Below are 14,780 nucleotides of genomic sequence, written 5' to 3' on the forward strand. Positions count from 1 at the left end.
TTAAACGGTACTAATGATTTTTTTTGTACCGTTTAAATATATTATCATTTTTGTGTAATTTTCATAATAGGAGTAACTCCAGAAATGACTTTTCCTGAATATTTTTTTATTCTTTGAATTTTTTCAGAGTTTGAAATTATTATAGGAGTAATCACAGATTTTGCATTTTTCTTTAAAAATTTTAAATTATATTCAAGAATTATTTCTCCTACATTGACTTTTTTTTCTTTTTTAATTATTTTTTTAAATCCATTTCCTTTTAAGAAAATCGTATCAATGCCGAAATGAACAAAAATTTCTATTCCTTCTATACTAAGAATAGAAAAAGCATGCATTGTGGGAAAGATTTTTCCAATTGTTCCCGTAATTGGGGCAACAATTCTTTTCCCTGTTGGTTGAATAGCGATTCCATCTCCAACAATTTTTTTTGAAAATACTTCATCTGGAACATTTGTAATGTCTATTATAGATCCAGATATAGGAGCAATAATATCGACAGTTTTTGATACTACAGTTTTTTTTCTGAAAAGTCGGGACAATAAATTCATATTTTATTTTCCAAATAATTATATATTAATTGCATGTTATATTGATAAATTGTTTTTTTTTATTATTTCCATAATTTTGTTAGATGTATTTTGTTTTAATATTTCTGCAGCTAATATTTTAGCTTGATGAAATTCAATACTTCTAATTACTTTTTTTATTTTTGGAATACATGAAGGATGCATACTAAATTCATTTAATCCCATACCAACTAATAGAATTGTTGCTATTTCATTTCCAGCAAGCTCACCACACATACCAGTCCATTTTCCTGCATTTTGTGATACTTGAATGACGTGATGAATTAATTTTAATATTGGAGGGCTCATTGGGTTATATAAGTGTGATATCAATTTATTTCCCCGATCAACAGCCAAAGTATATTGGGTTAAATCATTTGTTCCAATACTAAAAAAATCTACTTCTTGTATTAAATGTTTTGCAATAATTGCAGAAGCAGGTGTTTCTATCATAATGCCGATTTGAATTTTTTCATCGAATAATATCTTTTGTTTTTTTAAAATAAATTTTATTTTTTTAATTTCTTCTTTTAATGTTTGTATTTCTTCAACAGAAATGATCATTGGAAATAATATTTTTAAATTTCCAAATTTTGAAGCTCGCAGAATTGCTTTAATTTGTGTATGTAAAATATTTTTTTTTTTCATTCCGATACGAATAGCTCTCCATCCTAAAAATGGATTTTCCTCTTTTGGAAAATTCATATACGGAATTTCTTTATCTCCACCTATATCCATAGTTCGTATAATTATAGGATGGTTTTTCATTATAGTTGCTGCTTTTTGATATGCAAAAAATTGTTCATCTTCTGATGGTAATTCTGTACGTTCCATAAATAAAAATTCTGTTCTGTATAACCCGATAGATGTAGCTCCGTATTTTTTTGCATTTATAATGTCTTGAATATTACTAACATTAGCGCTAACTTCAAATTGATAGTTATCTTTTGTAATAGCTGGTAATTTTATAAATTTTTTAAGCTGATTTTTTTTTTTTGATAATATTTTTTTTTTTTTTTGAAAAGAATTGATTTTTTCTTGTATAGGATTAATAAAGATACGATTTTTTATTCCGTCTAGTATGATATAATCTCCATTTTTTACTTTTTCTGTAATGTTTCCTGTTCCAACAATAGCAGGTATTTCGAGTGAACGAGCCATGATTGACGTATGTGATGTTTCTCCTCCTAAATTGGTAATAAAACCTTTTATATATTTAAAGTTGATTTGAGCTGTTTCAGACGGAGTTAAATCATTTGCAATTAAAATTACTTCGTTTTGAATTTTTTTTAAGTTGATTGTTTTTATATTTAAAATATTTGTTAATAAACGAGAACTAATATCTTTGATGTCTATTGCTCTATTTTTTAGGTATTCGTTTTTGATTTTTTCAATTTTAGATATTTGTTTTTCAAAAATTAATTTTATTGCATATGCTGCAGTATGGAAATGGTTTTTAATTGAAGAGATAATTTCATGTTCTAGCTCTATGTCTTCAAGAATCATGATATGTCCTTCAAATATTGTTGATTCTTTTTTACTGATTTGTTTTTTTGTTTGGTCTTTTATATTTTTTAATTGTGTGATTGTTTTTTTTTTTGCTTGAAATAATTTTTTTATTTCATGATTGATATTAGAATAAGTAATTTTTTTTTTATTTATAATAATCGGTTCATTTTGTAATAAAAATGCTTTTCCAATAGCAATTCCTGGTGATGCTAAAATTCCTGAAATCATAATGTTACCTTTTTTAAATATAAATATTATGTATTTAAATTTAATATATATATTTTATATGAATAAAATATATTGTCGGTAAAATTATTTTGAAAATGATTTCAGGTGTGTGAGATTATAATATTTATGATAATTGTTTTATCATATTTATTAATTCTTCAACTGCTTTTTTTTCATCTTTTCCATTTGCAGAAATGGTAATTATTGTATTTTGTGATAAATCTAATGTTTGTAATTTAAATAGACTTTTTCCATTTACAGTTTGTTCACATGATGTGACAGTAATATCAGATAGAAATTCTTGAGCAAGTTTTACAAATCTTGCTGCTGGTCGAGTATGAAGACCATTTGTTGAAGTGATTTTTATTTTTTTTTGCAACATATTTTTCCTTGATATTAATAAATAATTAACATATAAAATATTTTAATATATTAGTATATATTAACTATAAATATTACTTTTTATAATATATTACATAAAAATTTTTATGAATATTTTATATTTTTTTTATAATTATTTTAAATTATTTATATTATTTTTTTATTTTTTATTTTATAAATAAGTTAATTTTTAATATTTATTTTTATATCTAAGACAAATTTTAAAATGCAATATATGAAATATACAAAAAAAAATTTTTTTAAATTAAAACTGTTATTACAGTATCATGATTATTTATATTATGTTTTATCTGAACCTGTTATTTCTGATGAAGAATATGATTTTTTATTTCATCAGTTCCAATTATTATATAAAAAATATTTTCAATTTCATGATTATGAAAATATTAATCATAAGAAATTATTAAAAAAAAATATTTTGACTTTTAATACACATATATATCCTATGTTGTCTTTAAATCATTCTTTTAAAATTAACGGATTTATTAATTTTTATAAGAAAATATTCGATTTTTTTTATGATCAAAAAAAGGTTAATTTATTCTGTGAATTGAAATTTGATGGAGTGGCATTAAGTTTATTATATAAAAATGGAAAATTGATTCGTGCATTAACGAGAGGTAATGGGCATGTTGGAGAAGATGTTACATACAATGCTTATTTTATTAATAATATTCCTCACTATCTTGATGGATCATCTGTTCCAGAATTATTAGAAGTTCGTGGTGAAGTTTGTATGTTAAAAAAAGATTTTCATATTTTAAATTTAAATTCTATTAAAAAAAATAAAAAAATTTTTTCCAATGCTCGTAATGCAGCTTCTGGTTCTTTATTGCAAAAAAATTTCTTAGTTACTAAAAAAAGAAATTTATATTTTTTTTGTTATGATTGTATAATAATTTCAGGAAAAAATTTTTTTGAATTACATTCTGAGCAATTGCAGATGTTATGTGAATTTGGTTTTGTTATTAGTCCATATATCTTTTCTTCTTCTGATATTAATAAAATTATTCGTTTTTATTATTTAATGGAGAAAATAAGAAATTTTGTTTCTTTTGATTTTGATGGTATTGTAGTAAAAGTAGACTCAATAAATTTAAGAGAAAAAATTGGTTATACTAATGCATTTCCAAAATGGGCATTAGCTATTAAATTTTTCTCTAAAACGGCACATTCAAAGTTATTAAATGTACGTTTTTTAGTTGGTCGGACAGGAGTTATTACTCCTGTAGCTGATATTTTTCCTACATTATTATATGGTTCGATTATTAAAAAATCTTCTTTATATAATGTGAACGAAATTAAAAAGTTGGATTTATACATAAATGATACTGTTGTTATTAGTAAAATAGGAGATGTCATTCCAAAAATAATATCTGTAATATATTCAAATAGATCATTAAATACTGTTAGTAAAATTTGTATTCCAAAAAATTGTCCTTCATGTCATTCATTGTTACATACTGATAATAATACTGTTTTACAATGTTTGGCCGGTATAAATTGTTTAGAACAACGCAAAAAGATAATAAAACATTTTTTTTCAAAAGACGGTTTATATGTCAGAGGATTTAGTATTGGTATAATAGAAAAATTAGTTAATTTTCGTTTTATTAAAACGCCATTAGATTGTTTAACTATAAATTTTTTAGATTTACATAAATTAAAGTATTTTGGGAAGAAATTAGTTTGGAATATTGCTCAAGAAATAAATAAATGTAAATTTACTACTTTAAATAGATTAATTTATGCTTTGAATATTCCAGATATTGGGAAAGAAAGCTCTATTTTAATTGCTAATTATTTTGTTTCATTAAAAAATTTTTTAAATTGTACATTTCAAGAATTAATGAATATTAAAAATATTGGATTTGCTAGTGCAAATAGTATATTTGAATTTCTAAGACATAAAAGTAATTTAAAAAATATTTATCAATTATGTAATAAAGGGGGAATTACTTTATTATATGATAATAAAATCATGAAAAGGAATTATAATTCTTTTTTTTTGAATAAAAATTTTTCTATTACTGGGAAATTTAAGAATTTTTCTAGAGAAATGCTGGTAAATAAAATTCAATTTAATGGAGGATTCTTTTTTAGTCATATATCTAAAAAAATTCATTATTTAATTTGTGGAAGGAATCCGGGAAAGAAATTTATACAGGCTAAAAATAAAAAAATTATAATTATATTAGAAGATGAGATAAAAAAAATTTTATATAAATGATATTTTTTTTGGGTCGTGCAGGATTTGAACCTGCGACCAATTGATTAAAAGTCAACTGCTCTACCAACTGAGCTAACGACCCGAATAATATTTATGGGTAATGACGGATTCGAACCGCCGACTTCCTCCGTGTAAAGGAGGCGCTCTACCAACTGAGCTAATCACCCTTTAAATAATAATCTATTACTTATTATAATGATCAAAAAAAACTAGTCAATGTTTTTATAAATATTATTGTCTTATTTTACAATTTATAATATTTTATTTTATATTTTATATATTATATAAGTTTTATTATTATTGTTTTTGCAGGATAAAAATTATGCAAGTAAAAACACGTTTTGCTCCAAGTTCTACTGGTTATTTACATATAGGGAGTGTTAGAACAGCATTATACTCTTGGTTGTTCGCAAAACATTATGGTGGATCATTTGTTTTACGTATTGAAGATACTGATATGCATCGTTCAAAAAATATTTTTGTAAAAGATATTTTAAAAACATTAAAGTGGTTGGGGATTTTATGGGATGAAGGACCATTTTTTCAAAGTGAACGATTATCTTTATATAATGATAAAATTACTGAGTTATTAGATTTAGGATATGCTTATCGTTGTTATTGTTCTGTAGAAAGGTTAAAAAATATACGTTTAGAACAAATTAAAAATGGGGAAAAACCTTGTTATGATCGTAAATGTAGAAATAAAATAAATGTTAATTGTCGATCTCAAGATTATGTTATTCGTTTTAAAAACCCAGTTTTTGGACAAGTAAAATTTCATGACCAAATTAGAGGAAAAATTGTTTTTAACAATACCGAATTAGATGATTTAGTAATTCAGAGAAAAAATAGAATTCCAACATATAATTTTTGTGTAGTAGTTGATGACGCAGAAATGAATATTACACATGTAATTAGAGGTGAAGATCATATTAATAATACTCCGAGACAAATTAATATTTTAAAAGCATTAAATGCTGTTATACCAAATTATGCGCATGTTTCTATGGTTGTTAATGCTAATAAAAGTAATCTCTCAAAGAGAAAAAATGATTTTAATGTTTTATATTATAAACAAGAAGGTTTTTTAAAAGAAGCAATTTTAAATTATTTGATTAAGTTAGGATGGTCTTATTCTGATCAAGAAATATTTAGTATTACTGAAATGAAAAAATTATTTTCTATTCAAAAAGTTAGTATATCATCTAGTGAGTTGAATTTCGAAAAATTATTGTGGTATAATCGTTATTACTTAAATAATTTACCTATCAATAATTATTTAATTGATGAATTTAAACATCATTTAAATATGATCAATGTTAATTTTAGTTATGGTCCTGATTTATGTAGAATAATTCAATTATTAAGAAATCGATATTCTACTATTAAAGAATTAGCAGTAAATGCAAGATATTTTTTTGAAGAGGTATATGATTTAAATGTTAATTTAATTAAAAAATATGTTTTTAAAAATTGTGCAATCGTTTTCTCTTTGATTTTAAAAAAAATGAAATTAATTAATATTTGGGAAGAAAAAAATATATTAAAAGAACTGAAAGATATTTCTTATAAATATAATGTATCTTTTCAATCTCTTTGTATGTTATTAAGAATTTTAATTATAGGATTAGATCATTCTCCAAGTATTTTTTCTATTATGGAGATTATAGGAAAAGAAAAAATATTATATAGAATTCAAAAAAATTTACATTATATACATCTACAATAATTAATTTACAATATTTTATTGTACTGTATAAATTTTACAGTACAATATTTTATTATATGTTTTATTTTTTTTGTACATACGCAAAAAGATAATTTTTAGTATATTTTTTTTAATAATATAAAATTTCTATTATTTAATTTTCGCTTCATTATATATTACATGTTTTCTTATTTTTGGGTCATATTTTTTAATTTTTATTTTTTTTTGATTTCCTTTTTTGCTTTTTGTAGAAGTATAAAAATGTTTTGTTCCAGAAGAGGATATTAATTTGATTTTCTCTCTTGTACTTTTTGCCATTTATTTTCCTTTTTTAATAATTTTTTCTATAAAAAATTCTATTCCTTTTTTTTCTATTGTACGTATTCCTTTATTTGAAATTTTTATTCTGATAAACCTTTTTTTCTTTTCGCTCCAAAATTTATGATATTGCAAATTTGGTAAAAATTTTTTTTTTGTTGCGTTTAAAGCATGTGACCGATTATTTCCAAACATGGGTTTTTTTTTAGTAATAATACAATTTTTAGACATTTTTTTCTCATATAGGATATTTTTATAATTGTATTTCTTGATATTTTTGAATAGATTGTAATATTTTTAATTTCGCAGTTTGTGCATTATCAAATCCGATGATTTTAACCCACTTATTCTTTTCTAAATCTTTATAATGCTGGAAGAAATGAGTAATTTTTAATTTTATTATTTCTGAAATTTGGTCTATATGTTGAATATTTTTATACTTTTCGCAGATGTTTTTATGAGGCATAGCAATAATTTTATCATCTGCTCCAGCTTCATCGATCATTTTCAGTATTCCAATTGGTTGACATTGAATAATACATGTTGGTTGTAAAGGATATGGTATTGGAATAATTACATCTAACGGATCACCATCTTCAGATAGTGTTTTGTTTATATATCCATAATTACATGGATACAGCATTGATGTAGGAATGAATCGATCTACAAATAATTGTTGTGTTTTTTTATTAATTTCGTATTTTATTGTATTTGTATGGTATGGAATTTCAACAATAACATATATATCGTTTGGTGCGTTTTCCCCTGGTGTGATATTTTTAAAATTCATATTTTTAAAATAATTTAATTATTTTAGTAATATAATAATTATACTATTTTTTCTAAAACATTCTATATGTTTAGAAAATTTTATTTCATTGATATTAAATATGGTTTTATATGACAATCAATATGTATAAATATGATCATGTAATCAATAAATCAAAAGAAATTATTTTGTATGTTTTAAATGTATTAAAAAGAAAAGTTGATGGAGCTTCAATATATATTTTACAAACATCGGGTTTAGAAGTGCAATCTAGAAATTTTAATTTAGAAAATTTATTTTTTAATCGTAATAGTACCATTACTATTACTGCATATAAAGATTATAAAAAGTGTGTAGTCTCTTCAAATAATTTAAGTATTAGTAACATAAAAAAAATTCTTTCTCATGTATTTAATATGATTCAATATACATCACGTGATCGTCATTTTGCATTGCCCCATTTACATTTGTTAAGTTTTCAAAAAAGTGATATTTCTTTATTTTATCCGTATGAGTTAAATGTAAAAAAAAGTATGGATTATGCTAAGGAAATTGAAATGCATGCTGTTGAATATGATAAACAATCAATTTATATAGAAAATATTTATATTAATAGCTATATGCATTTTCATATTATTGGTAATACAGATGGTTTATTACAAAATTATCATAGTACTTTATATTCTATGTCTAGTGTTGCAATTGCAAAATGTGATTCTGTTATGCAACAGGATTATTCATACACAATAGCACGTTCTTTCGATGATTTAAATTCTACAACATGGTTAGGAACAACCAGTGCGAAACGAGCGAAAAATCGTTTATTTGCTAAAAAAATTAAAACTCAAAAATGTCCAGTAATTATATTTTCAGATATAGCAAATATTTTTTTTTCTTATTTTGTTTCTTCCATTAGAGGGCATAATGTATATCAAAAATCTACTGTTTTATTAAATTATATGAATAAAAAAATTTTCCCTCATTGGTTTAATATTTTAGAGAATCCGAATTTAAATAAAGGTTTATCATCTAAACCTTTTGATTCTGAAGGAGTAAAATCAAATACTCGTTTTATAGTGCAGGATGGCATATTATGTAGTTGGTTATTAAATAATTACACAGCTCGGAAATTAGGAATGTGTAGTACTGGACATGCTGATAGCATACATAATTGGTTTATTTTTAGTCAATTGAATGTAACTTTTTCTGATCTATTAAAAAAAGTTTATCGTGGTTTATTAGTTACTGAGTTTATGGGTCAAGGAGTAAATATTGTTACGGGTAATTATTCTCAAGGAATTTTTGGATTTTGGATAGAAAAAGGAGTAATACAATATCCGGTAACAGAAGTCACTATTTCGGGAAACTTGCTAGATATGTGGAAAAATATTGTTGGGATCAGTAATGATATTGATACTAGACATAGTATTCAATGTGGTTCAGTTTTATTACAAAACATGCAGATTTCTGGTTTATAAATATAATCAAGTTAACCGATAAGCCGGATTCTGTATTAAACAGTCATTTATCTAGACCAATAATTACTTATTGGTTCAAGCGGTTTACCCAGATTAATACGAGCAATATTATCAATCTTATTTAACCTTGCTCCGAGTGGAGTTTACATTGCCATATTTATTACTAAATATGCGGTGTGCTCTTAACACTCCTTTTCACCCTTACTTAATCTATATTAATTTTTTGTTCAATATAAATTAGCGGTATTTTTTCTGTTGCACTAGTCGTCAAAAAAAATTGCCCAGATGTTATCTGGCACTCTGCTCTATGGAGTCCGGACTTTCCTCTCATTAATAAAATATCTATTAATCAGCGACTGTCTTGGTTAACTTGTTTTATTATATCACATTTTATTTTATTTTTTATTAAATATTTGTACAATATATTTTTTTTAATTTGACATATTTTAGATGTAATTTGAATAGCAGTTTTTTTTGATAACTTTGTGATTAGAATTGAAAGTACATTTCTTACATGTATAGGAATAGTTTGTTTTTTTATTTTAATTCCCTTTATTAAGATAACGATTTCTCCTTTTTGTCTTTTAATATCTTTTTCTAGCCAAAGTAAAATATTTTTTGCTGTATCATATTTAATTTTTTCCCATTTTTTAGTTATTTCTTTTGCTAATACAATAATTTTTTTTTCTCCTAAAATTTCTATTATTGTTTTTATACTATTGATTATTCTATGACAGGATTCATAAAATATTGTTGTTATGTTTTTATATTTTATTTTTTTTAAGGTTTGGATTTGATGTGTTTTTTTTCTTGGAAAGAATCCTTTGTAATAAAATTCGTGACTTGGTAATCCTGAAGCGCTTATTGCAGAAATTAATGCACATGGACCAGGTATAGGGGTAACTGTGATATTATTTTGATGGCATAATTTAATGAGCTTATAACCTGGATCATTAATATTTGGTGTACCCGCATCTGAGACTAACGCAATATTTATATATTTTAATTTGTTAAAAATTTTTGTAGTTAATTTATTTTCATTAAATTTATTAAAGGAAGATACATAAGTAGTAATATTAAAGTTTTTTAATAAATTTCTTGTATGTTGAGTATTTTCAGTAATAATTAATTTTACTTGTTTTAATATATCGATTGCTCTAAAACTAATATCTTGCATATTACCGATTGGAGTTGCAACAATATATAATTTATTTTTAATTGTCATTTTTATGGAAATTATTTTATTAAATATTTTAATATATAATATATAAATTATTTTTTCTATAAATTCATAAGGAATTTTTATTGAAACGTGTAGTTATTACTGGTTTAGGAATTATTTCAAGTATTGGAAATAATAAAAGACAAGTGTTATCATCTTTAAAAAAATTGCGATCAGGAATTATTTTTTCAGAAGAAATGCGTAATTTTGGAGTAAATAGTCAAGTATGGGGAAAAATTAAATTAGATAAAAGAAATATTGATCGTAGTAAATTAAAGTTTATGAATACTGCTTCTTTATATGCGTATATAGCAATGGAACAAGCTATTCAAGATGCTGGTTTAAAAAAATCTATGTATCAAAAAAGTTATCGTGCTGGTGTTATTGCTGGAACTGGTTGTAATTTTTTTTCTAATGATATTTATAATAAAAATAATGATATATATTTGTTAATTAAAACAATGCCGTCAAATATTTCAGCTTGTTTATCTACTTTCTATCATATTTATGGTATTTCTGACTCTATGAGTGCTGCTTGTGCGACATCACTGAGTTGTATTAATCATGCTGTTGAATTAATCCGTTTTGGAAAACAAGATATTGTGTTTGCTGGAGGAGCTGAAGCGATAAACTGTGAATTAGCATATAAATTTGATCAGATGAAAGTTTTATCAATAAAATATAATAAATCTCCAAAGACATCTTCTCGTCCTTATGACATATGTAGAGATGGATTTGTAATTTCTGAAGGATCAGGGATAGTTGTTTTAGAAGAATTGGAACATGCCTGTGCAAGAAATTCTAAAATTTATGCAGAAGTTATTGGTATAGGTATGACTTCTCATGGTAAGAATATGGTTCAACCTTCAAAAAGCGGGTTATCTCAATCTATGAGTATGGCAATACATGATGCTGGAAATGTAGTCATTGATTATATTAATACACATGCCACATCTACTATGATAGGAGATATAACAGAATTACAAGCAATAAAAAGTATTTTTAGTCGTTATTCCCCATATTTTTCTTCTACTAAATCAATTACTGGACATGCCTTAGGTGCTTCCGGTGTACATGAAGTTATTTATTCTATTCTAATGATGCAGAACAATTTTGTTTTTCCAAATATTAATATTAGTAATTTAGAACCATTAGCTAAAAATATGAATGTTGTGTTAAAAATGAAGTATGTAAAATTAAATTATATTTTATCTAATAGTTGTGGTTTTGGCGGTTTTAATTCTTCTATTATATTAAAGAAATATAATTTTGTTTTTAAAGAATAATATAATAAGATTTTTGTTGAATTTTTTTTCTAAATGTATTATCTTGTATAAATAGTATTATTGAAATACTTTGAGGGATAAATGAATCAGTTGATTGGGTTACAAAAATTTACGAAAATTGTTGCAGATAGTGGTGATGTATATCAAATTAAAAAATATAAACCGTTGGATGCAACAACCAATCCTTCTTTAATTTTAAAAACAATGTCTCTACCTGAGTATAAAAAATTAATAGAAAATGCTGTTTCATATGGAAAAAAAAAAAGTTATCTTAAAAAAGAACAATTAATACATGCTAGTGATAAAATTTTGGTAAATATTGGAAAAGAAATTCTAAACTATATACCTGGAAAAGTTTCTACAGAAGTTGATGCGAGACTTTCTTTTGATAAGTTTGCATCTATTAAAAAAGCAAAAAAAATAATTAATATGTATGAAGAAGATGGAATTCATAGATCAAAGATATTAATTAAATTAGCTGCTACTTGGGAGTGTATTCAGGCAGCAAAAGAACTTCTCAAAGAAAATATTAATTGTAATTTAACATTATTGTTCTCGTTTGCTCAAGCTATAGCTTGTGCTGAAGCTAATGTTTTTTTGATTTCTCCTTTTGTTGGAAGAATTTATGATTGGTATTTTGAAAAAAATTTAATTCATGTTTATAATGTTAACAATGATCCTGGTGTATTGTCTGTAAAAAAAATATATCAATATTATAAAAAATATAACTATAATACTATTATTATGGGGGCAAGTTTTCGTAATGTTGATCAAATATTAGCGTTAGCTGGTTGTGATTATTTAACTATTTCTCCAGATTTATTAAATAAATTATCAAATACCGTAGGTTTTGTGGAAAGAAAATTATTTCCTTTAGAAAAACCTATTTCTAAGCCAAAAAGTGTATTACATGAATCGGAATTTCGATGGTTACATAATCAAGATAAGATGGCTGTAGAAAAATTATCAGATGGAATTCGTCAGTTTAGTGTTGATCAAGAAAAAATAGAAGAAATTTTAAACCCATTATTTTAATCACTTTTAATTACTAGGAACTAGATATGCGTTCTAGACAAGAATTGTCTAATGCAATTCGAGTGTTAAGCATTGACTCGGTTCAGGCGGCAAATTCTGGACATCCTGGAGCACCAATGAGTATGGCAGATATTGCCGAAGTATTATGGAGAAGTTTCTTAAAACATAATCCAAATAATCCTTATTGGGATAATAGAGACCGTTTTATTTTATCTAACGGTCACGCTTCCGCATTATTATATAGCGTACTACATTTAACAGGTTATGATATTTCAATAGATGATTTAAAGAATTTTAGAAAATTAAATTCGAAGACTCCAGGTCATCCTGAGGCAGGATGTACTCCAGGAGTTGAAATGACTACTGGTCCATTAGGTCAAGGATTAGCTGCTGGAGTTGGTATGGCGATAGCAGAAAAAATACTGTCTTCTTATTTTAATCGTCTAAAATACAATATTGTAGATCATTATACCTGGGTATTTGTTGGTGATGGATGTTTAATGGAAGGTTTGTCGCATGAATCTTGTTCTTTAGCTGGCACTTGGAAATTAGGAAAGTTAATTGTTTTGTATGATAGTAATAAAATTTCTATTGATGGTAAAATAAAAAATTGGTTTAATGATGATACTGAAATGCGTTTTCATTCGTATCATTGGCACGTTATTAATCATGTTGATGGACATGATGCAGAAGAAATTTTAAAAGCTATTCATACTGCTAAAATGGTTACTGATAGGCCAAGCATAATCATTTTTAATACAATTATTGGTTACGGTTCTCCGAATAAATCTGGTACATCAGATGTACATGGCAGTCCGTTAGGTTTAAAAGAAACAGAATTAACAAAAAAACAATTAAATTGGAAATATCCTCCATTTTATATTCCCGATGAAATATATGATTGTTGGGATGCACGAAATATTGGTGATGAAAAAGAAAAAGAATGGAATGATTTATTTTCACAATATAAATTAGACTATCCAGATCTTGCAAATGAATATACTCGTCGTATGTCTGGTTTATTGCCTAAAGATTGGTCTAAAAAGGTTTCTCAATTTGTTCGTACATATAATAATTTTTCCTCTATTGCTACACGTCAGTCCTCGCAAAATGTTTTAGAATATTTTGGTAAATTACTTCCAGAACTTTTAGGGGGATCTGCAGATTTATCACCAAGTAATTTAACTATGTGGTCCGGCTCTTTACCCATTCATAAGAAAGATTCAGGTAATTATATTCATTATGGCGTTCGTGAATTTGGTATGACAGCTATTGCTAATGGTATAGCACAACATGGTGGTTTTATTCCTTATACAGCAACATTTTTAGTATTTTTAGATTATGCTAAAAATGCAGTGCGAATGTCTGCATTACTGAAAACTAGACATATTATGTTATATACGCACGATTCAATTGGTTTAGGAGAAGATGGTCCAACACACCAACCAATTGAGCAATTACTGAGTTTGCGAACTATTCCTGGAATGAGTGTTTGGAGACCTAGCGATACTATTGAAACAATTGTTGCATGGAGATGTGCAATAGAACGATATCAAGGACCTACATCTTTAATATTATCAAGACAACCTTTACAGTCATTAAATCGTAGTAAAGATCAATTAAGTAATATTATTAAAGGCGGTTATGTTTTAAAAGATTTTGGAGAAAAAATTAATATTATTTTTATTTCTACAGGTTCAGAAGTACAATTAGCTTTATGTGCTGCAGAGAAAGTGTATTCTTTAGGATATAGCGTTAGAGTGGTTTCTATGCCATCTACTGATATGTTTGATCGACAAAGTAGTATTTATAAAGAATCTGTTCTACCATCTAAAATTTGTAAAAGATTAGCAATTGAAGCTGGTAAATCTGATTTTTGGTATAAGTATGTTGGAATTAGCGGCGTAGTTATTGGAATTGATCAGTTTGGAGAGTCTGCTTCTGCAGATGATTTATTTAAAAAATTCGGTTTTACGATAGATAATATTGTTAAAATTGTAAAAAATTTTTTTTAATTTTGAGAAAATAT

12 protein-coding genes, 2 tRNA genes, 1 other RNA gene and 1 pseudogene are annotated in these 14,780 nt (G+C 25.1%); 6 read left to right on the top strand and 10 right to left on the bottom strand.

Translation table 11 applies throughout. From position 1 onward, the window contains the following. Positions 1-44 precede the first annotated feature (44 nt). The 3 genes from crr to RJT40_RS00245 form a co-directional block, all read right to left on the bottom strand. Positions 45-548: a PTS glucose transporter subunit IIA gene (gene crr, locus RJT40_RS00235; RefSeq protein ID WP_343182571.1), complete on the bottom strand. Its 504-nt coding sequence runs from the start codon at positions 546-548 to the stop codon at positions 45-47. Between the two features lie 36 nt (positions 549-584). After that, positions 585-2,303 carry a phosphoenolpyruvate-protein phosphotransferase PtsI gene (gene ptsI / locus RJT40_RS00240; RefSeq protein ID WP_343182572.1) on the bottom strand — a complete coding sequence of 573 codons (1,719 nt, stop codon included), beginning with the start codon at positions 2,301-2,303 and terminating at the stop codon, positions 585-587. 124 nt (positions 2,304-2,427) lie between these two features. Continuing rightward, entirely contained in the window at positions 2,428-2,685 is a 258-nt protein-coding gene (locus RJT40_RS00245) for an HPr family phosphocarrier protein (protein WP_343182573.1), read from the bottom strand. 234 nt (positions 2,686-2,919) lie between these two features. Between RJT40_RS00245 and ligA the strand changes: the two genes are divergently transcribed. After that, positions 2,920-4,935 (top strand): NAD-dependent DNA ligase LigA, encoded by a 2,016-nt coding sequence (ligA, locus tag RJT40_RS00250; protein WP_343182574.1) that lies wholly within the window; start codon positions 2,920-2,922, stop codon positions 4,933-4,935. Positions 4,936-4,944: 9 nt separating this feature from the next. Here the strand turns inward: ligA and RJT40_RS00255 are convergent. Both RJT40_RS00255 and RJT40_RS00260 read right to left on the bottom strand, forming a co-directional pair. Beyond that, positions 4,945-5,017, bottom strand: a tRNA-Lys gene (locus RJT40_RS00255). Positions 5,018-5,029: 12 nt separating this feature from the next. Then, positions 5,030-5,102, bottom strand: a tRNA-Val gene (locus tag RJT40_RS00260). 155 nt (positions 5,103-5,257) lie between these two features. On the opposite strand from RJT40_RS00260, the gene gltX reads away from it, so the two are divergent. After that, positions 5,258-6,664 carry a glutamate--tRNA ligase gene (gltX, locus tag RJT40_RS00265; protein ID WP_343182575.1) on the top strand — a complete coding sequence of 469 codons (1,407 nt, stop codon included), beginning with the start codon at positions 5,258-5,260 and terminating at the stop codon, positions 6,662-6,664. 129 nt (positions 6,665-6,793) lie between these two features. Here gltX and rpmG read toward each other — a convergent pair whose 3' ends face one another. Genes rpmG through ppa form a run of 3 tightly spaced genes read right to left on the bottom strand, consistent with a single transcriptional unit; the run spans position 6,794 to position 7,751 of the window. Then, the gene (gene rpmG, locus RJT40_RS00270; protein ID WP_343182576.1) at positions 6,794-6,961 is read right to left on the bottom strand and encodes a 50S ribosomal protein L33; all 168 of its coding nucleotides are present in this window, start codon (positions 6,959-6,961) and stop codon (positions 6,794-6,796) included. Then, complete coding sequence (gene rpmB / locus RJT40_RS00275; RefSeq protein ID WP_343182577.1) at positions 6,962-7,192, bottom strand: 50S ribosomal protein L28; 231 nt, start codon at positions 7,190-7,192, stop codon at positions 6,962-6,964. A 22-nt stretch (positions 7,193-7,214) separates the two neighbouring features. Further along, on the bottom strand, positions 7,215-7,751 hold the full coding sequence (gene ppa / locus RJT40_RS00280; RefSeq protein ID WP_343182578.1) for an inorganic diphosphatase: 537 nt from the start codon (positions 7,749-7,751) through the stop codon (positions 7,215-7,217). 122 nt (positions 7,752-7,873) lie between these two features. Here ppa and pmbA point away from each other — a divergent pair, with 122 nt between their 5' ends. Then, on the top strand, positions 7,874-9,208 hold the full coding sequence (gene pmbA, locus RJT40_RS00285) for a metalloprotease PmbA (RefSeq protein WP_343182579.1): 1,335 nt from the start codon (positions 7,874-7,876) through the stop codon (positions 9,206-9,208). 3 nt (positions 9,209-9,211) lie between these two features. Here pmbA and rnpB read toward each other — a convergent pair. Both rnpB and rsmI read right to left on the bottom strand, forming a co-directional pair. After that, an RNA gene (rnpB, locus tag RJT40_RS00290) (RNase P RNA component class A) lies at positions 9,212-9,581 on the bottom strand. Between the two features lie 42 nt (positions 9,582-9,623). After that, positions 9,624-10,433 (bottom strand): annotated as a pseudogene (gene rsmI / locus RJT40_RS00295) (16S rRNA (cytidine(1402)-2'-O)-methyltransferase); the annotation flags it as partial. Positions 10,434-10,513: 80 nt separating this feature from the next. Here rsmI and RJT40_RS00300 point away from each other — a divergent pair. From RJT40_RS00300 to tkt, 3 genes are all read left to right on the top strand, one after another. After that, on the top strand, positions 10,514-11,716 hold the full coding sequence (locus RJT40_RS00300) for a beta-ketoacyl synthase N-terminal-like domain-containing protein (RefSeq protein ID WP_343182580.1): 1,203 nt from the start codon (positions 10,514-10,516) through the stop codon (positions 11,714-11,716). Between the two features lie 81 nt (positions 11,717-11,797). Beyond that, positions 11,798-12,751 carry a transaldolase gene (gene tal / locus RJT40_RS00305; RefSeq protein WP_343182581.1) on the top strand — a complete coding sequence of 318 codons (954 nt, stop codon included), beginning with the start codon at positions 11,798-11,800 and terminating at the stop codon, positions 12,749-12,751. Positions 12,752-12,777: 26 nt separating this feature from the next. After that, on the top strand, positions 12,778-14,766 hold the full coding sequence (gene tkt, locus RJT40_RS00310) for a transketolase (RefSeq protein ID WP_343182582.1): 1,989 nt from the start codon (positions 12,778-12,780) through the stop codon (positions 14,764-14,766). The last annotated feature ends 14 nt before the right edge of the window (positions 14,767-14,780 follow it).

The sequence above is a fragment of the Buchnera aphidicola (Shivaphis celti) genome (assembly GCF_039349365.1).
GTDB classification, from domain to species: domain Bacteria; phylum Pseudomonadota; class Gammaproteobacteria; order Enterobacterales; family Enterobacteriaceae; genus Buchnera_L; species Buchnera_L aphidicola_AL.